This is a genomic window from Oxalicibacterium solurbis (assembly GCF_014635845.1).
Lineage (GTDB): Bacteria > Pseudomonadota > Gammaproteobacteria > Burkholderiales > Burkholderiaceae_D > Oxalicibacterium > Oxalicibacterium solurbis.
Window position 1 is genome coordinate 124,459 of sequence record NZ_BMDP01000004.1, and the last position, 18,484, is coordinate 142,942.

Below are 18,484 nucleotides of genomic sequence, written 5' to 3' on the forward strand. Positions count from 1 at the left end.
TGCTGTCGTACTGAAAGATGGCACAGGGGTTGCGACATCTATAACGATGCACTAATGCTTGTATGGAGGTTCGCGAGAATGCTGGCTTTTTGCCATTAAAGCCAAAAGAATCCGATAGCGAAATATTCACGTCGCGAATGAAATATTCGCATTTGCCAAGGCTAGATTTTTCCCTGATGCTTCAGTCTGCTGAGCGTTTCGGGTGACAGATTGAGGTAGGAGGCCAGCTCCTTCTTGGGGATCCGGTCGAACAACTCCGGATGTTTGCGCAAGAAGCGCTGTACGCGTCCTGGGGCGTCCAGCAGGTGCAGGGTAATGGTATGCGCCATGATGTCGCTCATGACTTGCATGACGTCATATTCGAAAGCATGTTTGACATGCTCATGCTTGTCCATGAATGCAATCCATTGCTGGAGTGGCAATTTTGCGACACGTGCCTTCGTGACGCAGATGATGCTGTAGGGCGTAGGAGTTTTAAGACGCCAGGCGGCGTAACTGGTTTCCATGTTGCGCTCATCGGCGAAGCGCAAAATCATTTCCTTGGCTTGCTGATTGGTAACAACCCGTTTGAGAATGCCGTCAAGGATGAAATATTGCTCCATTTCATGTACACCTTGATGCAACAGGAAGTCGCCCTTGGGGCAATCAACGATGACGAGATGCGGTTCCAGTTCCGCCCATTCGCTATCCGTTATGTCCTTTAAGCCCAGATTCTGCCTTAGTTGAACGCGGATCACGTTTTTTTCGGGATGGCTGTCGACAGTCGGCATTGGCGGCAAGAAGCAGAATTAGGGGCTGCACGGGGAGTGAATCATGCGATGAAAATTGACCGGGGTCAATGATAGATGCGCAGGCAGATCGATATGATACCCCCACTTGGTTAACGATGCGTATAGAGCACGTTTAAAGGGTATCTCTAAAAGTCCGCTTTGGATTTTTAGAGATGCCTTTCAAGTAACGAAACAACCGTGAAAGCACGGTTTTTCAACGGCAGGTGTTGAGCTTGGCTCAGCCTAATTCGCAATCAACGAAGAGAACATCATTATGAAAAACGACATTCAAGCAACAGCAGCCGACGTCGAGCTGACTGATGGCTTCCATCTGCTGATGGATGCGCTGGAAATGAACGGCATCAAGAACATTTACGGTCTGCTCGGTATTCCGGTGACCGAAGTTGGTCGCATGTGGCAAGCCCGCGGCAACAACTTCTACAGCTTCCGCAACGAACAGAACGCTGGCTACGCCGCGTCGGTTGCCGGTTACCTGACCAAGAAGCCTGGTATCTGCGTTACTGTTTCGGCGCCTGGCTTCCTGAACGGCCTGACCGCACTGGCAAATGCCACGACGAACTGCTTCCCGATGATCCTGATCTCGGGTTCGTCCGAGCGTGAAATCGTCGACCTGCAGCAAGGCGACTACGAAGAAATGGATCAGTTGAACATCGCTCGTCCGCACTGCAAGGCTTCCTTCCGTATCAACCGTGTTGAAGATATCGGCGTTGCAGTCGTTCGTGCAATCCGTACCGCATTGTCCGGTCGTCCGGGCGGTGTCTATCTGGACATCCCGGCTCGTCTGTTCAGCACCACGATGCCTGCAGAAGAAGGCAAGAACTCGCTGTGGGTTCCGGTTGATCCGGCTCCGGCACAAATCCCTGGTCCAGACGCAGTCAAACGCGCTGTCGACCTGATCAAGGGCGCGAAGAAGCCGTTGATCCTGCTGGGCAAAGGTGCTGCTTACGCTCAATGCGACGACGATATCAAGGCACTGGTCGAAGAAACCGGTATCCCGTTCACGCCGATGTCGATGGCAAAAGGCCTGATCTCCGATACGCACCCGCAATGCGGCGCTGCCGCGCGTTCGATGGTCCTGCAAGAATCCGACGTTGTCGTTCTGATCGGTGCACGTCTGAACTGGCTGCTGTCGCACGGTAAAGGCAAAACCTGGGGCAATCCGAAGAAATTCATCCAGATCGACATCCAGGCAAACGAAATCGACAGCAACGTGCAGATCCACGCACCGCTGGTTGGCGACGTCCAGTCCTGCGTCAACGCACTGCGCGCTGGCCTGAAGGGCATGGCCAAGCCGACCGAATGGATGAACGCTGTGGCCGAGAAAGCTTCGGGCACCCGTGCCAAACTGGCATCCAAACTGTCGACCGCTACCCCGGTCATGAACTACCACAACTCGCTGGGCGCAATCCGTGACGTGCTGAAGAACTACCCGGACAGCATCTTGGTCAACGAAGGCGCGAACGCGCTGGACAATGCGCGTATGGTCATCGATCAATACCAGCCGCGTAAGCGTGTCGATACCGGTACCTGGGGCGTCATGGGCGTCGGTATGGGTTCGGCTGTTGCAGCTGCTGTTGAATCGGGCAAGCCGGTCGTGGCAGTGTGCGGCGACTCCGCATTCGGTTTCAGCGGCATGGAATACGAAACGCTGACCCGTTACAACCTGCCGGTTACTGTTGTCATCATGAACAACGGCGGTATCTACCGCGGTGACGAAGCCAGCCCGAACCACCAGTTCTCGTGCATGCTGTTCAACCCGAACACCCGTTACGACCTGTTCAGCAAATCGCTGGGTGGCGAAGGCGTTCGTGTGACCACGCCGGAAGAACTGGCCAAGGCGCTGGAAGATTCGATCAAATCGGGCAAAACGACGATCATCGATGCAATCATCGATCCGGCAGCAGGTGTCGAATCGGGCCGTATCGGCAATCTGAACATTGTCAGCACGATCGGCAAGAAGTAATCGCCAAGCGGGCGCAAATTGCGCCCGTGCCTGTTCCGATCAATTCCGTCATCTTCGAAATGAAGATGACGGAATGAAAAAACAGCAAGTATTTCAGCCACGGCCGAGAGCAGGCGCTGATCGGATATTGGATATACAATAGACAGGCTAAACAGCTGGCAAATATTCCACCGCAAGGTGGAGTTTTTTATCTGGGCAGAACCGCATTACAACTGCTTCAGTAATAAGTTAAACGATTGAAAAGGAATTCATCAATGAGCAAGCCACTAGAAGGGATCAAGATCATCGACTTTACCCACGTGCAAGCTGGTCCTGCATGTACCCAGCTGCTGGCGTGGTTTGGCGCGGATGTCATCAAAGTCGAGCGCCCAGGTTCCGGCGACGTTACCCGTAACCAGTTGCGCGATGTTCCAGATGCTGATGCACTGTACTTCACGATGCTGAACAGCAACAAGCGCTCGCTGACGCTTGATACCAAGACTCCGCAAGGCAAGGAAGTTCTGGAAAAGCTGATCAAGGAATCCGACGTCATGGTCGAGAACTTCGGTCCGGGCGCTCTGGATCGTATGGGCTTCTCGTGGGCACGTATTCAGGAATTGAACCCTGGCATGATCATGGCATCGGTCAAGGGCTTCTCCGAAGGTCACCACTACGAAGACCTGAAAGTCTACGAAAACGTTGCACAATGCGCTGGTGGCGCTGCTTCGACGACCGGTTTCTGGGATGGTCCTCCGACCGTTTCGGCAGCTGCTCTGGGTGACTCCAATACCGGTATGCACCTGGCAATCGGTATCCTGACCGCGCTGATGAGCCGTCAGAAAAGCGGTAAGGGCCAGAAGGTCGCCGTTTCGATGCAAGATGCCGTCTTGAACCTGTGCCGCGTCAAGCTGCGCGATCAACAGCGTCTGGACAAATTGGGCTTCCTGAAAGAATACCCGCAATATCCGCACGGCAAATTCACCGATGTCGTCCCACGTGGTGGTAACGCCGGCGGTGGCGGTCAACCGGGCTGGGTGCTCAAGTGCAAGGGCTGGGAAACCGATCCGAACGCCTACATCTACTTCACCGTTCAAGATCACGCATGGCCACCGATCTGCAAGGCGCTGGGCAAGGAAGAATGGATTGAAGATCCAGCGTACAACACGCCGGATGCACGTCAAGACAAGATCTTCGACATTTTCGCAACGATCGAAGAATGGCTCAAGGACAAAACCAAGTTTGAAGCGGTGGATTACCTGCGCAAGTTCGACATCCCATGCGCACCGGTTCTGTCCATGAAGGAAATCGCTGAAGACAAATCGCTGCGTGACAGCGGTTCCATCGTCGAAGTCGATCACCCGAAACGCGGCAAGTACCTGACCGTCGGTTCCCCGATCAAATTCTCCGACCTGAAACCAGAAATCAAGGCGTCGCCACTGCTCGGTGAGCACACCGACGAAGTTCTGGCTCAACTGGGTTACACCAAAGAGCAGATCGCTGAAATGCACGCTGCAAAAGCAGTTTAATTGGTTTAACAACCAATACTGAAAAAAGGCGCCGAAAGGCGCCTTTTTTATTTTCAGTCGATGTATTCGCTTGGAAGCGAGAGGTTGTCCCGATTTTGTCGAATTTCGGCGCTTTGCCAACTCGCTATGGCGGAAAAGAGCGATGCAGCGGGTAGGCAGGAAAGCGGTTTAACGGTAGCATAACGGGTTTCGTCCCCGGCTTTGATCACGCGCGATCGGTAGGCAAGGCAAAGTGGGAGAAGGCCACAAAATCCTGTCAAAAGCGGGGCGGCGCAGCGTGGTATCAGCGATGAAATTGACCGGGATCAATGATGCCGGCGCAGACGGATCGCTATGATACGCGCACTATAAAAGGACGCGCGCAAGCGCACGGTCGAGCGAGCGGGAAGGTATTCGGCGCGCTTCGAAATGGATATTTGACGGTCATGAGCAGACGCTCACGGCGCGAGCGGATAGCGAATCTGCTCGCGTTTTTTGTACAAGGAGTAGTTTGATGAGTAAGGCACTAAGCGGTTACCGCATCCTGGATTTCACACACGTGCAATCCGGCCCTGCTTGCACCCAGTTGCTGGCATGGTTTGGCGCTGACGTGATCAAGGTCGAGCGCGCTGGCGAAGGCGACGTGACGCGCAGCCAATTGCGTGACATTCCGGAAGCGGACAGCCTGTATTTCACGATGTTGAACGGCAACAAGCGCTCGATCACGCTGAACACCAAAAACCAGAAGGGCAAGGCTGTTCTGGAAAAACTGATCAAGGAATGCGACGTTCTGGTTGAAAACTTCGCGCCAGGTGCACTGGATCGCATGGGCTTCAGCTGGGAACGCATTCAGGAATTGAACCCGAAAATGATCATGGCATCGGTCAAGGGTTTTGGTCCTGGTCCTTACGAAAACTGCAAAGTGTATGAAAACGTCGCGCAATGCGCGGGCGGTGCTGCATCGACCACCGGTTTCGACGACGGCCCTCCACTGGTGACTGGCGCGCAGATCGGCGATACCGGTACCGGCATGCACCTCGCGCTGGGTATCATGGCTGCATTGATCCAGCGTCAAACCACCGGCCGTGGCCAACGCGTGCTGGCTGCGATGCAGGATGCTGTGCTGAATCTGTGCCGCGTCAAGTTGCGCGACCAGCAGCGCCTGGATCGTACTGGCGTGATGAAGGAATATCCGCAATACCCGGATACCCCGTTCGGTGAAGCTGTTCCGCGTGCCGGAAACGCATCCGGCGGTGGTCAGCCAGGTTCCGTGCTGAAGTGCAAGGGTTGGGAAACCGATCCGAACGCCTACATCTACTTCATCGCGCAAGCACCGGTGTGGGAAGCGATTTGCAAGGTGATCGGCAAGGAAGAATGGTTGGCCGATCCCGAATACGCAACGCCGGCTACCCGTCTGCCGCATCTGAAGAGCATCTTCGCGACGGTCGAGGAATGGACCAAGACCAAGACCAAGTTCGAGGTGATGGATATCCTCAACGAGTTTGATATTCCTTGCGGTCCGATTCTGTCGATGAAAGAAATCGCCGAAGAGCAGTCACTGCGTGACACTGGCACGATCGTGGAAGTCGATCACCCGGTGCGCGGCAAATATCTGACTGTCGGCAACCCGATCAAACTGTCCGACAGCCCGACTGAAGTAACGCGTTCGCCGCTGCTGGGCGAGCATAATGAAGAAGTGCTGTCGCAACTGGGATATTCCAGCGCGGATATCGCCGATCTGCGCAGCGAGGGTGTGATCTCGTAAGGCAGTATGTGCTGTGCATGATAAAAGCCTCTCCAATGGAGAGGCTTTTTTGTTTATGGGGCTACAAGCGCACTATATAAGTTGATTCGAAATGGATGTGCATTGGCTATTTATAGCCAATGTGGATGCGTATGCGACGATGTGAGAAAAGCGTGAATTTTTCAGGCGAAATTCCGTACCGGAATAACAGCCATACATGTCGCAAATGAGAATCATTCTTTTTGGTGGTGGATGCGTGCAGAAGCGGAATTTTTAGCGTATCTTTGAGTCTTGAATCCATATATGCACACGAGATCATGTGTGAAAATTGACCTTGGTCAATGTGTGCGGGTAGCGTCATCGATAAGATACGCGCACCCGAAAAGGCTAAAGATATGCAAAAAAAAGCATATATGTGGCTTCAAAAGGGGAGAAACTGATGAGCAAAGCGGTTTTGCGGGCTATATCGGTGCTGGCGATGTTTGCCGGCGTGTTGCAGGTGGCGGTCGCCGAGGATGGCGTAACGGATTCCACGATTCTGATCGGTCAAACGATCGGCGTGACCGGTACGGTGGCGGGAACCGTCAAGGAAATGAATGAGGGCGCGCGCGCCTATCTGGCAATCGTCAACAAGCAAGGGGGCGTCAACGGTCGCAAGATCGAGCTTCGGACGCTGGACGATCAGTATTTGCCGGAAAGAGCAGCGGCCAATGCAAAGGCCCTGATAGAGAAGGACAAGGTCTTTGCATTGTTCCAGAGTCGAGGAACGCCGCAGACGCTGGCGATCCTGCCGGAACTGGAAGCACGGAAGGTGCCGTTGATCGCACCAAGCACGGGGGCTGAGAGCCTGCATGTGCCGGTCAACAGATTGGTGTTCAACGTCCGGGCGAAGTATCAGGACGAAGTGGTGAAAGCCATCGAACACTTCAACACGCTCGGTATGAAGCATATCGGGCTGTTGACGTATGAGAAGGACGACGCGCTGGGGCTGGATGGCGTGAACGGTTTCAACAAGGGCATGGCGGAATACAAGCTGACGCCGGCCTTTATCGAAATCTTTCCGCGATTGAAGCCCGACGTCGATGCAGTGGCGCAGAAGCTGGTGGGCGAGGCGCCGGACGCATTGATCATCGTCAGTTCGGGAGCGAACACAGTGGACGTGATCAAGGCAATCCGGGCGCGCGGCGGCAGGATGCAGATCATGACGCTGTCGAACAATTCGTCGCAGGATTTCATTCGGGATTTGGGCGCGGACGCAGCAGGCGTGATCGTGTCGCAGATTACGCCGCCGCCGAATTTGTCGACGACAGTGCTGGGGCAGGAATTTCAGGCTGCGGCCAAGGCATCGGGGGCAACAGTCTCCTATGCGGGGATGGAAGGTTTTCTGTCGGCCAAGGTCATGGTGGAAGGATTGCGTCGAACGGGACGCAATCTGACGCGTGAGAATCTGGTGCATGCACTGGAAACGATGCAACGAGTGGACATGGGCGGTGTATCGCTCAGCTACAGCAGCAAGGATCACACGGGCGGTAACTATGTCGAACTGACATTGATAGGCAAGGATGGTCGCTATATACGGTGAGCCGTGATTGAACTGAATCGGCGCACAAACGTAGATGGCGAAGAATGAGAACGATGGCTTTCGGGCCATCGTTCGACGGGTTGAAGCAAGGCATGAAACCGGTATTTGGAAGGTCGCTATCTTCCAAGTTTGTACGCTGATTTAGGAACAATCATGAACCACAAAGTCATTCCAATTGCAGTGCAGGAAGTCGTCAACACGAAAGAGCGGAAGCGGCAAGCGCCGAAAGGACGTCGGGTAGATCCGGTCGCTCTGGAGGAAGTGCAGGCATTGCTGGGCGAGGAATCGCGCCAGCCTGATTTGCTGATCGAGCATCTGCACAAGATCCAGGACAAGTTCGGCCATCTCTCTTCCGCGCATCTGGCAGCACTGGCCAAGGAAATGCGCTTGGCGCAGACCGAGGTTTATGAAGTCGCGAGCTTCTATCATCACTTCGATATCGTCAAGGAAGGTGATACTGCACCGCAAGCACTGACCGTACGCGTCTGTGATGGCCTGTCGTGCGAAATGGCCGGCGCGAAAGATCTGCTGGCCAAGCTGCCGAAGATTCTCGGCAAGGAAGTGCGCGTGATCGCGGCACCTTGCGTCGGCCGCTGCGAGCAGGCTCCGGTTGCCGTTGTTCATCAAAATCCGATCATCCATGCGACGACCGAAGCAGTGGAAGCGGCTGTCGGCAACAACCAGTTGACGCAACCTGCAGACGAGATCGTCGATTTCGTCGAATACCAGAAAACCGGTGGCTACGAGCTGGTGAAGAAATGTATCAGCGGCGAGCGCGATGTCGAATCCGTGCTGAAGACGATGGAAGATTCCGGTCTGCGTGGCCTTGGCGGTGCAGGTTTCCCGTCTGGTCGCAAATGGCGCATTGTGCGCAACGAAAAGGGCCCGCGCCTGATGGCGGTCAACATCGACGAAGGCGAGCCAGGTACGTTCAAGGATCGCGTCTATCTCGAACGCGACCCGCATCGCTTCCTCGAAGGCATGCTGATCGCTGCATGGGCTGTCGACATTCAGACCATCTATATTTACCTGCGTGACGAATACCATGGTTGCCGCACGATGCTGGAAGCCGAACTGGCCAAGCTGAAAGCGCATCCGCCGATTCCTAACATGCCGGAAATTCATCTGCGCCGCGGCGCCGGCGCCTACATCTGCGGCGAAGAGTCCGCGATGATCGAATCGATCGAAGGCAAGCGCGGCATGCCGCGTCTGCGTCCGCCGTATGTGGCACAAGTTGGCCTGTTCGGCCGTCCGACGCTGGAACACAACTTCGAAACGCTGTACTGGGTGCGTGAAATCCTGGAAAAAGGCGGCGAATGGTTTACCTCGCATGGCCGTAACGGCCGCAAGGGCCTGCGTTCGTATTCGGTGTCCGGTCGCGTGAAGAACCCGGGCGTCAAGCTGGCACCTGCTGGCGTTTCGATCCAGGAACTGATCGACGAATTCTGCGGCGGCATGGCCGATGGTCACAAGTTCTACGGCTATCTGCCGGGTGGTGCATCGGGCGGCATTCTGCCGGCGACGATGAACGACATTCCGCTGGATTTCGACACGCTGCAACCGTATGGATGCTTCATCGGTTCGGCTGCGGTGATCGTGTTGTCCGATAAAGATACCGCGGTGCAGGCAGCACGCAACATGATGGACTTTTTCAAGCACGAATCCTGCGGCCAGTGCACACCGTGCCGCGTTGGCACTGCCAAGGCGTCGGATCTGATCAAGAAAGAAAAGTGGGATACGGGCCTGCTGGAAGAGTTGTCGCAAGTCATGCGCGATGCATCGATCTGCGGCCTGGGCCAGGCTGCGCCGAATCCGGTCGACTGTGTCGTCAAGTATTTCCCGCATGAGTTGGCTTGAGCTGCTACGGAATAAGGTGAACTGAAATGAACGCAATTACCCGAAACGAAATGGCACAACTGGATGTGCCGACCGTAACCTTCGAATTGAACGGCCGCGAAGTGACCGGCCGCGCGACCGACACGATCCTGGAGATCGCCAAGCGCGAAGGCATCGAGGTTCCGCACCTCTGCTACAAGGAAGGCATGGACACGGCAGGCAACTGCCGCGCCTGCGTCGTCGAAATCAACGGCGAACGCGTGCTGGCACCGTCGTGCTGCCGCAATCCGGCCAATGGCATGAAGGTCAACACCGAAAGCGATCGCGCAGTGGCCGCACAGAAGATGGTGCTGGAACTGCTGTCGTCGGACATGCCGGAAGCGGATTACACGCGCCACAACGAAGTGGACGAATGGGCTGCCAAGATGAAGGTCGGCAAGCCGCGCTTCGCGCCGCGCGAAAAAGTTGCACCGGATTTTTCGCACCCTGCAATGAGTGTCAATCTCGACGCCTGCATCCAGTGCACGCGTTGCCTGCGCGCCTGCCGTGATGAGCAAGTCAACGACGTCATCGGCCTGGCCTTCCGTGGCGACCACGCGAAGATCGTGTTCGACATGGACGATCCTATGGGCGCATCGACCTGCGTCGCCTGCGGCGAATGCGTGCAGGCATGCCCGACCGGCGCACTGATGCCGGCGCGCGATGTCGGCCTGAATGTGCCGGACAAGCAGGTCGATTCCGTCTGCCCGTATTGCGGCGTCGGTTGCCAGCTGACCTACAACGTCAAGGACAACAAGATTCTGTACGTCGAGGGTCGCGATGGCCCGGCCAACCATGCACGCCTGTGCGTCAAGGGCCGCTACGGTTTCGACTACGCTCATCACCCGCATCGTCTGACCAAGCCGCTGATCCGTCGTGCCGACGCGCCGAAAAAAGGCGATTTCGAAATGGACCCGGATCGCGTGATGGAAGTTTTCCGTGAAGCGACCTGGGAAGAAGCACTGGCTGCCGCTGCCGGCAAGTTCGTGGAAATCCGCGACACGCACGGCAAGAAGGCATTGGCCGGTTTCGGTTCGGCCAAAGGCTCCAACGAAGAAGCGTATCTGTTCCAGAAGCTGGTGCGTACCGGTTTCGGCAGCAACAACGTCGACCACTGTACACGCCTGTGTCATGCATCGTCGGTCGTTGCACTGCTGGAAGGTATCGGTTCCGGCGCCGTGTCGAATCCGGTGATGGACGTGACGAAGGCAGAAGTGATCGTCGTCATCGGTGCAAACCCGACCGTCAACCACCCGGTTGCCGCAACCTGGATCAAGAATGCAGTACGCAACGGTTCCAAGCTGATCGTCTGCGATCCACGTCGTTCGGAAATGTCGCGTATCGCACATCGCTTCATGCAGTTCAAGGCCGACACCGACGTCGCCATGCTGAATGCGATGATGAACGTCATCGTCACCGAAAATCTGGTCGACAAGGATTTCATCGAAAGCCGTACGATCGGCTACGAAGAACTGCGCAAGAACGTCGAAGGCTACACGCCTGAACTGATGGCGCCGATCTGCGGCATCGATGCAGAGACGCTGCGTTATGTCGCGCGTCTGTACGCAACGTCGAAAGCTTCGATCATCCTGTGGGGCATGGGCGTTTCGCAGCACGTGCACGGCACCGACAATGCACGCTGCCTGATCGCGCTGGCGCTGATGACCGGCCAGATCGGTCGTCCGGGCACCGGCCTGCATCCGCTGCGCGGCCAGAACAACGTGCAGGGCGCTTCCGATGCCGGTCTGATCCCGATGGTGTACCCGGATTACCAGCCGGTCACCGACGAGAAGGTGCGTGCAAACTTTGCGAAGGCATGGAAGATGCCGGTCGAGCAGCTCGATCCGAATCCGGGTTTGACCGTGGTCGAAATCATGCATGCGATCACCGACGGCAAGATCCGCGGTCTGTACGTGCAGGGTGAAAACCCGGCGATGTCGGATCCGGATGCGAACCATGCACGTGAAGCATTGGCGACGCTGGATCATCTCGTCGTGCAGGACATCTTCCTGACCGAGACGGCTTACCTTGCAGACGTCATTCTGCCGGCCAGCGCGTTCCCGGAAAAGACCGGTACGTTCACCAACACCGACCGTATCGTGCAGATGGGTCGCCAGGCAGTGAATCCGCCGGGCGACGCGAAGCAAGATCTGTGGATCATCCAGCAGATGGGCCAGCGTCTGGGTTGCGACTGGAACTACAAGCATGTGTCGGAAGTGTTCGACGAGATGCGACACACGATGCCGAGCATTGCCGGTATCACGTGGGATCGTCTGGAGCGTGAAGACGCGGTTGTCTATCCGTGCGAGAAGGAAGGCGATCCGGGCGAACCGGTCGTGTTTGTCGACAGCTTCCCGCGCGAGACGGGCCGTGCGCGCTTCGTCCCTGCCGATATCATTCCGGCAAACGAACGTCCGGATACCGATTACCCGATGGTGCTGATCACCGGCCGCCAGCTGGAACACTGGCATACCGGCAGCATGACGCGCCGTGCGACGGTGCTGGATTCGATCGAGCCTGATCCGATCGCGCTGATCCATCCGCTGGATCTGGTGGCGATGGGCGGCAAGCCGGGCGATCTGATCACGCTGGAATCGCGTCGCGGCCAGGTTTCCTTGTATGCACGTGCCGACGACAGCTCGCCGCGTGGCGCAGTCTTTGTGCCGTTCTGCTACTACGAGGCAGCGATCAACCGTCTGACGAATGCTGCGCTGGATCCGTTCGGCAAGATTCCGGAATTCAAGTACTGCGCAATCCGCATTACTCTGGGTGGTACGCCTCCGGTGCAATCCAGCTACGGCGGCGGTCAGGCGTTGACCAATCTGACCAACGGTATGGCTGCAGCAAACTGATCGACTGCAGACTGGCTTATAAGGGCAGTCAAAAGGCAATCGAGGCAGTTGCAGTAATCGACAACCGGCACTGGCTCATGCGGCCAGTGCCGGTTGTTTCATTCTGGGATAGCATGGCGTGCGCGCAGCGCATGCCTGCGCCTGCAGATACTTCCCTTCTTGGCCTATTTTTAGCCTATGAATGCTCGTCCTATCCTGTCCAACGCTGTCCGTAAACTGACGCATGACGTCGAAGTCATGGATGAGCGGGGGCGTGCCTCGACGATCGCCATTCCTGCAGAACAGCCGTTGACGATCTATGTCGATAAACGTGAGCTGGTGACGCTGATGACATTGGGCGGCGCGCCTGAAGCGCTGACGCTGGGCTATTTGCGCAACCAGCGCCTGATCGCGAACATCGAAGACATCCTGTCGGTCCAGGTGGACTGGGATGTGGAAGCGGCGGTGGTGGTGACGCGCAACGGCATTGCCGATATCGAAGAACGTACGGCTGAACGTACCGTGACGACCGGCAGTGGCGAGGGAACCGTGTTCGGCGGATGGATGGATGCGGTCGACGCCATTACGCTGCCGGCGGATGCGCGCCTGAAACAATCGACGTTGTACCGGATTATCGAAACCGTGCGAACGCATCGCTCCGTATACAAGCAGGCAGGCTCCGTGCACGGCTGCGCACTGTTTTCAGGCGAAGGCGAATTGATTCACTTTGCCGAGGATGTCGGCCGCCACAATGCCGTCGATGCGATTGCCGGCAGGATGTGGTATGACGGCATGCGCGGCGATGACAAGGTTTTCTATACGACCGGTCGACTGACTTCCGAGATGGTCATGAAAGGCGCGCAGATGGGCATTCCTTTCCTGCTCTCGCGTTCGGGAGCGACGCAAATGGGGCACATGGTGGCGGAGCGATTGAAGATGTCGCTGTTTGCACGCTGTAGCGGACGCCACTTTCTATTGTTAAGCGGTGCAGATCGCATCGTGTTCGACGACATCGCTCCGGCAGGCGACATCGTTTCCTGACCCGTTTTTTTCCGATCAGGTGTGGCAGAGGGGCAAAGTGATGCAAATTACCGACACCTTGTGCGGTCATTGTTGTTGCGATAGCCGGGAAAATTGTGGCGGCTTGTATCGATTTGCCTGATGTGTTCGTCATAAGTAGCTGTAATTAAAGGGATTTTCTCTTTCTTTGGTGGAATTATTATTTGCAAATCATTTGCCATGGATTATGGTTCTTATTAAATACTTTAACTATCCGTAATATCAGAATGGGCCTAGGATGCACTTGAAGTCTGCAAAACCATGCATTGCGGACTGGTTCCGCAAGACGACATCCTAATTCTGAAGGAGAGTGCAATGATGACCGCACTTGAGCAATGCCCGATTCGTGACGCTGTTGCCTGCCATCTCGCTGCGTATAACGCGGCTTTCTACGAGCTGGGTTTGAGCTGGCATTGGGATGATGAAACCTTCCACGGCCTGCAAAGCCTGGATTGCGAGCGTGACCGCATCAAGAAGTACATGGAAACGCATCAGTCGCATCTGTTGAAGGCTTACGATGCCGACTTCCTGATCGATGCGATTCAGTCGGCGAAGGAACGCTGCTTCGAGACTATGACAGATGGCGGTTCGCGGATGGCGGCACAGGTGGACTGGGCAGAATTCCAGCGTGCCGAAGTCGGTACCTGACACCTGATCCGTTCTTCTTGCCGTTTAATTCTCATGCAGTAAGGCGTAGTTTGACTGCGCTCCATGCATCGCTTCAACGATAAAAAATCCGCCTCATGGGCGGATTTTTTATTTCAGCGGCGCTGAACTCAGGCGCGTCTTCCGAACATCATCTGTTCGGCCAGCAGTTGCTTTGCAGGCCGGATGCCATCCACCAGACCCAGCGACAAGCCCAGCAATGTTTGCGACAGACTGCCTGCCGGTGCGTTGGCGAAAACGCGCGCCATCAGATCTGTCAGATGAATGGTGAGGTGGCGGTCCGGCTGGCGTTGTCGAGCGAATTCCTGCAACGCGGCAGGTTGTGCCTGTTGCGACAGCGCGCGTGCCAGCGTGACAGCATCGCGCAATCCCAAATTGAGTCCCTGCCCCGCGACCGGATGCAGCGTTTGTGCGGCATTGCCGATCGCGATCGTGCGCGCGGTGGAAGGCGCATGGGCATTCAATCCGAGCGGGAAGGCATGACGCGGGGTGCAAGTTGCGAACGTGCCGAGGCGCGTACCGAAGGCCTGCCCCAGTTCTGCCAGGAAATGGCGGTCGTCCAGCGCCAGCAGGCGTGCTGTCGTTTGCGGACGGGCACACCAGACCAGCGCATAGCCGTCATTCTGCGGCAGCAGGGCGAGTGGACCTTCATCAGTGAAACGTTCGAAAGCGCGATGTGCGATCGGCGCGCTGACCGTGACATGCGAAACGATGGCTGTCTGGTCGTAGTCGCGATGCAGCGCCTTGCGGGTTTGATCGGAGAAGACGCCGCCCTCGGCTTGGATCACGATGGCCGCATGCAGGTCGGCACGTTCACCGAAGTGTACGGTTGCCGCATCGGTTGTTTCCGTAATGCCGATTACGGCAGCGGGGCGAATCGCCGCAATGCCGAGTGATGCCACTTGCGTATCCAGTGCGGAGACGATGGCGCCGTAGCGGCAGACGTAGCCGAGCGCAGGCAGCGTGTAGTCATCGCGATCGATCAGCGTGCGGCCGAAATGGCCGCGGCGCGATACATGGATCTGGTGGATCGGTGTGGCGCCGGCGGGCCATGCATGTACTGCTTCGAGCAATTGGCGGCTGCCGTAAGACAGCGCGATCGAACGCGGATCGCGCGCCCCCTGTTCGGCACTGCGGGCATCGATGACGACGATGCGCTGCGGCGCCACGCCGTACTCAACGAGCGAAGCGGCCAGTGCCAGGCCGACGGGGCCGGCGCCGCAGATCGCGATGTCGTAATCGAGGCGCATGGCTACTGCTGCATCAGGGCTTCGATATCGGCCACGGTCTTGGGCGCGGCGGCGCTCAGGACATGCACGCCGGTTTCCGTCACCAGCGCATCGTCCTCGATGCGGATGCCGATATTCCAGTATTGCTCGGGCACGCCTTCCGCCGGACGCACGTAGATGCCGGGCTCGACCGTCAGCACCATGCCGGGCTGCAGCGTGCGCCACGGACGTTCGTTGCCGTTCAGGTAGGCGTCGCGATAGTCGCCGACGTCGTGCACATCCATGCCGAGCCAGTGGCCGGTGCGGTGCATGTAGAACTGGCTGTAGGCGCGGGTTTCGATGACGCTGTCCAGCGAGCCGACCTTGTTCTTGTCGAGCAGGCCGGTATCGAGCATGCCTTGCGCCAGGACCTTGACGGCAGCGTCGTGGCCGTCCATGAATCGCTTGCCGGGCGCGGTTTCGGCGATGGCGGCGGTTTGCGCGGCGAGCACGATTTCGTAGAGTTCCTTTTGCGGTCCCGAGAACTTGCCGTTGGCGGGAAAGGTGCGCGTGATGTCGGAAGCGTAGCTGTCCAGCTCGCAGCCGGCATCGATCAAAACCAGATCGCCATCTTTCAGCTCGGCATCGCTGGCGCGGTAGTGCAGCACGCAGGCATTGGCGCCGGTGGCGACGATGGAGCCATAGGCGGGGAACTGCGAACCGTTGTTGCGGAATTCGTGCAGGATTTCGGCTTCCAGGTGATATTCGCGCAAGCCGGGGCGGGCGATGCGCATGGCGCGGCGATGCGCGGCGGCGGCGATGTCGGCCGAGCGCTGCATGATGTCGATCTCGGTCGCATCCTTCTTCAGCCGCATCTCGTCCAGCAGCACCTGCACGTCATAGGCGGAAGCGGGCGGCAAGATGCCGGCACGCGCCTGATTGCGCACGCCTTGCAGCCAGCGCTGCACCTGTGCGTCGAGTTTTTCGCTGCTGCCGAGCGCGTAGAACAGCGCCGGCGCATCGGCCATCAGTTTCGGCAGTTCGGTATCGAGCGCACCGATCGGATAGGCGGCATCGAAGCCGAATGCTTCGCGGGCAGCATCCGGGCCGTAGCGGAAGCCATCCCAGATTTCGCGTTCCAGATTCTTTTCGCGGCAGAACAGGATGGACTGGTTGGCGTGTTCGCCGCAGACCAGCACGATGACGGCTTCCGGTTCGGTGAAGCCGGACAGATAGTAGAAATAGCTGTCGTGGCGGTACGGATAATCGGCATCGCGATTGCGCATGACTTCGGGCGCGGTCGGGATGATGGCGATGCCGCCGCCTTTGGCTTGCATCTGCTTGAGCAGCGTTGCGCGTCGATCAGCGTAAACCTTGAAGTTCATCATGTTCTTCCTGTCAGTGGCGCGTTCAGTTGTTCCAGCCGTTCCGGCGTGCCGACGTCGGTCCAGTCGCCCCGATACAGCTCGCCGCCGACCTGGCCGCGCGCCGCATATTCGCGCAGCAGCGGCGCCAATTTGGCGGTTTCACCGGCGGCGATGGCATCGAACATCGACGGCCGATAGACGCCGATGCCGGAGAACGTGTAACGCGGTTCGCCTTCGTTGGCGATGGAAAAGCTGTGCAATGCGAAATCCCCTTTGGGATTGTGCGCCGGATTCTTCACCAGGTACAACCAGGCAACGTCGCGCCGGTCGAGCGGATGCGGATTGCCCCAGACGTCGTTGTCCTCCAGCACGTTCCTGACCTGCTCGAAATCGAAATGGGGGCAGTAGATGTCCGCTGCAAGGGCGACGAACGGTTCTTCTCCCAGCAGATGGCGCGCCAAGGCGATGCCGCCGGCGGTTTCCAGCGCCGTGCCTTCCGGCGAATAGGAAAGGCGCGCGCCGAATTGCGAGCCGTCGCCCAAGGCTTGCTCGATCATGTGGCCGAGATGCGCATGGTTGATGACGATGTCGGTAATGCCGGCGCGCACCAGATTCAGGATGTGCCAGACGATCAGCGGCCGGCCGCGCACTTTCAGCAGCGGCTTGGGGCAGCTGTCGGTCAGCGGGCGCATGCGTTCGCCGCGCCCGGCAGCGAAGATCATTGCTTTCATTTTCTGTCGCGGTAAATGATGGCGAAGTGAATGAGGAGGTGCAGGCACGACGCCTTAGAACGTATAGCCGACCTGCGGTGCCTTGTTCTCCAGCTCGTCGAGCAGCCTGACCAGTGGCGCCAGTTCCTTGTAGCGATGGGTTACCTTGCGCGTGTATTCCATCACGAGCGGCATGTCCTTCAGGTAGCCGTCCTTGCCGTCGCGGTGATACAGGCGGGCGAAGATGCCCAGCACTTTCAGGTGGCGCTGCAGGCCCATCCATTCGAAATCGCGGTAGAAGGCATCGATGTCCGGGTTGACCGGCAAGCCGGCGCGGCGTGCGTGCTCCCAGTAGCGAATGGTCCAGTCGAGCACGATTTCCTCGTCCCATTGCACATAGGCATCGCGCAGTAGCGAAACAAGATCGTAGGTGATGGGGCCGTAGACCGCGTCCTGAAAATCCAGGATGCCTGGATTGCCCTTGGGCAGCACCATCAGGTTGCGCGAATGGTAGTCGCGATGCACGTAGACTTGCGGCTGGGCGAGATTGTTGGCCAGCAGCAGATCGAATATCTTGTCGAGTGCAGTCGTCTGTTTTTCCGTCATCGTCACGCCGAGGTGGCGGCCGACATACCACTCGGGGAACAGCTTCAGTTCGCGCAGCAGCAGCGCCCGATCATATTCGGGCAGCACGTCCGGCTGGCTGCGCGCCTGCATCAGCACGAGCGCTTCGATGGCATCCATGTACAGCTTGTGCGCGTTGTCGGGATTCAGCAGTTGCAGATAGGTGGTCGAGCCGAGGTCGGTCAGCAGCAGGAAGCCGCGTTCGACATCCTGCGCCAGGATGCCGGGCACCGAGACGCCGGTTTCAGCCAGCACGCCGGCGACGTGGATGAACGGCCGCACGTCCTCCTGCGGCGGCGGCGCATCCATCGCGATATAGCTGGCGCCATCGGCCCCATCCACGCGAAAATAGCGGCGAAAGCTCGCATCGGCGGAGGCCGGGCGCAGCGAAGTTACGGCAAGTTGCGGGGCCGCCAGCGAGGCAAGCCAGTGTTGCAGTTCGGTCAGACGGACGTCGTCGGCGTGATCTAGATGTGGGGAGGCAGACATGAGGGGAAAAGCTAATCCGGTTTATGGACGGTGAGTTCCCATATAATAAGGGATTCATTTCGGAATCGTCGGAAAATCGCCAGCGATGGTA

General features: G+C 57.6%; 13 protein-coding genes. 8 read left to right on the forward strand and 5 right to left on the reverse strand.

Going from position 1 to position 18,484, the window contains the following annotated elements:
* Positions 1-161: 161 nt before the first annotated feature.
* On the reverse strand, positions 162-770 hold the full coding sequence (locus IEV40_RS13520; protein WP_188422609.1) for a Crp/Fnr family transcriptional regulator: 609 nt from the start codon (positions 768-770) through the stop codon (positions 162-164).
* Between the two features lie 274 nt (positions 771-1,044).
* Between IEV40_RS13520 and oxc the strand changes: the two genes are divergently transcribed.
* From oxc to IEV40_RS13560, 8 genes are all read left to right on the forward strand, one after another.
* Positions 1,045-2,754: an oxalyl-CoA decarboxylase gene (oxc, locus tag IEV40_RS13525; RefSeq protein WP_188422610.1), complete on the forward strand. Its 1,710-nt coding sequence runs from the start codon at positions 1,045-1,047 to the stop codon at positions 2,752-2,754.
* A gap of 254 nt (positions 2,755-3,008) precedes the next feature.
* Positions 3,009-4,259, forward strand: coding sequence for a formyl-CoA transferase (gene frc / locus IEV40_RS13530; RefSeq protein ID WP_188422750.1), 1,251 nt, complete (start codon positions 3,009-3,011; stop codon positions 4,257-4,259).
* A 493-nt stretch (positions 4,260-4,752) separates the two neighbouring features.
* A complete protein-coding gene (frc, locus tag IEV40_RS13535; RefSeq protein WP_188422611.1) occupies positions 4,753-6,003 on the forward strand; it encodes a formyl-CoA transferase in 1,251 nt (416 codons plus the stop codon).
* A 418-nt stretch (positions 6,004-6,421) separates the two neighbouring features.
* Positions 6,422-7,564: an ABC transporter substrate-binding protein gene (locus IEV40_RS13540; RefSeq protein ID WP_188422612.1), complete on the forward strand. Its 1,143-nt coding sequence runs from the start codon at positions 6,422-6,424 to the stop codon at positions 7,562-7,564.
* Between the two features lie 153 nt (positions 7,565-7,717).
* Positions 7,718-9,421: an NADH-ubiquinone oxidoreductase-F iron-sulfur binding region domain-containing protein gene (locus IEV40_RS13545; protein WP_188422613.1), complete on the forward strand. Its 1,704-nt coding sequence runs from the start codon at positions 7,718-7,720 to the stop codon at positions 9,419-9,421.
* A 26-nt stretch (positions 9,422-9,447) separates the two neighbouring features.
* Positions 9,448-12,291 carry a formate dehydrogenase subunit alpha gene (fdhF, locus tag IEV40_RS13550; RefSeq protein ID WP_188422614.1) on the forward strand — a complete coding sequence of 948 codons (2,844 nt, stop codon included), beginning with the start codon at positions 9,448-9,450 and terminating at the stop codon, positions 12,289-12,291.
* A 177-nt stretch (positions 12,292-12,468) separates the two neighbouring features.
* Entirely contained in the window at positions 12,469-13,311 is an 843-nt protein-coding gene (locus IEV40_RS13555; RefSeq protein WP_188422615.1) for a formate dehydrogenase accessory sulfurtransferase FdhD, read from the forward strand.
* Between the two features lie 333 nt (positions 13,312-13,644).
* Positions 13,645-13,977: an HAD family hydrolase gene (locus IEV40_RS13560; protein ID WP_229724138.1), complete on the forward strand. Its 333-nt coding sequence runs from the start codon at positions 13,645-13,647 to the stop codon at positions 13,975-13,977.
* 128 nt (positions 13,978-14,105) lie between these two features.
* Here IEV40_RS13560 and IEV40_RS13565 read toward each other — a convergent pair whose 3' ends face one another.
* The 4 genes from IEV40_RS13565 to IEV40_RS13580 are packed head-to-tail and all read right to left on the reverse strand — an operon-like array spanning position 14,106 to position 18,393.
* On the reverse strand, positions 14,106-15,245 hold the full coding sequence (locus tag IEV40_RS13565; protein WP_188422616.1) for a UbiH/UbiF/VisC/COQ6 family ubiquinone biosynthesis hydroxylase: 1,140 nt from the start codon (positions 15,243-15,245) through the stop codon (positions 14,106-14,108).
* 2 nt (positions 15,246-15,247) lie between these two features.
* On the reverse strand, positions 15,248-16,591 hold the full coding sequence (locus IEV40_RS13570) for an aminopeptidase P N-terminal domain-containing protein (protein WP_371870061.1): 1,344 nt from the start codon (positions 16,589-16,591) through the stop codon (positions 15,248-15,250).
* Positions 16,588-17,301 carry an N-acetylmuramate alpha-1-phosphate uridylyltransferase MurU gene (gene murU, locus IEV40_RS13575; RefSeq protein WP_188422617.1) on the reverse strand — a complete coding sequence of 238 codons (714 nt, stop codon included), beginning with the start codon at positions 17,299-17,301 and terminating at the stop codon, positions 16,588-16,590. The genes IEV40_RS13570 and murU overlap by 4 nt, the downstream gene beginning before the upstream one ends.
* Before the next feature lie 54 nt (positions 17,302-17,355).
* Positions 17,356-18,393 carry an aminoglycoside phosphotransferase family protein gene (locus IEV40_RS13580; RefSeq protein ID WP_188422618.1) on the reverse strand — a complete coding sequence of 346 codons (1,038 nt, stop codon included), beginning with the start codon at positions 18,391-18,393 and terminating at the stop codon, positions 17,356-17,358.
* Positions 18,394-18,484: the final 91 nt, after the last annotated feature.

Coding starts and splice junctions, on each gene's coding strand:
- IEV40_RS13520 (WP_188422609.1), bottom strand. CDS start 770: ATGCCGACTGTCGACAGCCATCCCGAAAAAAACGTGATCCGCGTTCAA.
- oxc (WP_188422610.1), top strand. CDS start 1,045: ATGAAAAACGACATTCAAGCAACAGCAGCCGACGTCGAGCTGACTGAT.
- frc (WP_188422750.1), top strand. CDS start 3,009: ATGAGCAAGCCACTAGAAGGGATCAAGATCATCGACTTTACCCACGTG.
- frc (WP_188422611.1), top strand. CDS start 4,753: ATGAGTAAGGCACTAAGCGGTTACCGCATCCTGGATTTCACACACGTG.
- IEV40_RS13540 (WP_188422612.1), top strand. CDS start 6,422: ATGAGCAAAGCGGTTTTGCGGGCTATATCGGTGCTGGCGATGTTTGCC.
- IEV40_RS13545 (WP_188422613.1), top strand. CDS start 7,718: ATGAACCACAAAGTCATTCCAATTGCAGTGCAGGAAGTCGTCAACACG.
- fdhF (WP_188422614.1), top strand. CDS start 9,448: ATGAACGCAATTACCCGAAACGAAATGGCACAACTGGATGTGCCGACC.
- IEV40_RS13555 (WP_188422615.1), top strand. CDS start 12,469: ATGAATGCTCGTCCTATCCTGTCCAACGCTGTCCGTAAACTGACGCAT.
- IEV40_RS13560 (WP_229724138.1), top strand. CDS start 13,645: ATGATGACCGCACTTGAGCAATGCCCGATTCGTGACGCTGTTGCCTGC.
- IEV40_RS13565 (WP_188422616.1), bottom strand. CDS start 15,245: ATGCGCCTCGATTACGACATCGCGATCTGCGGCGCCGGCCCCGTCGGC.
- IEV40_RS13570 (WP_371870061.1), bottom strand. CDS start 16,591: ATGATGAACTTCAAGGTTTACGCTGATCGACGCGCAACGCTGCTCAAG.
- murU (WP_188422617.1), bottom strand. CDS start 17,301: ATGAAAGCAATGATCTTCGCTGCCGGGCGCGGCGAACGCATGCGCCCG.
- IEV40_RS13580 (WP_188422618.1), bottom strand. CDS start 18,393: ATGTCTGCCTCCCCACATCTAGATCACGCCGACGACGTCCGTCTGACC.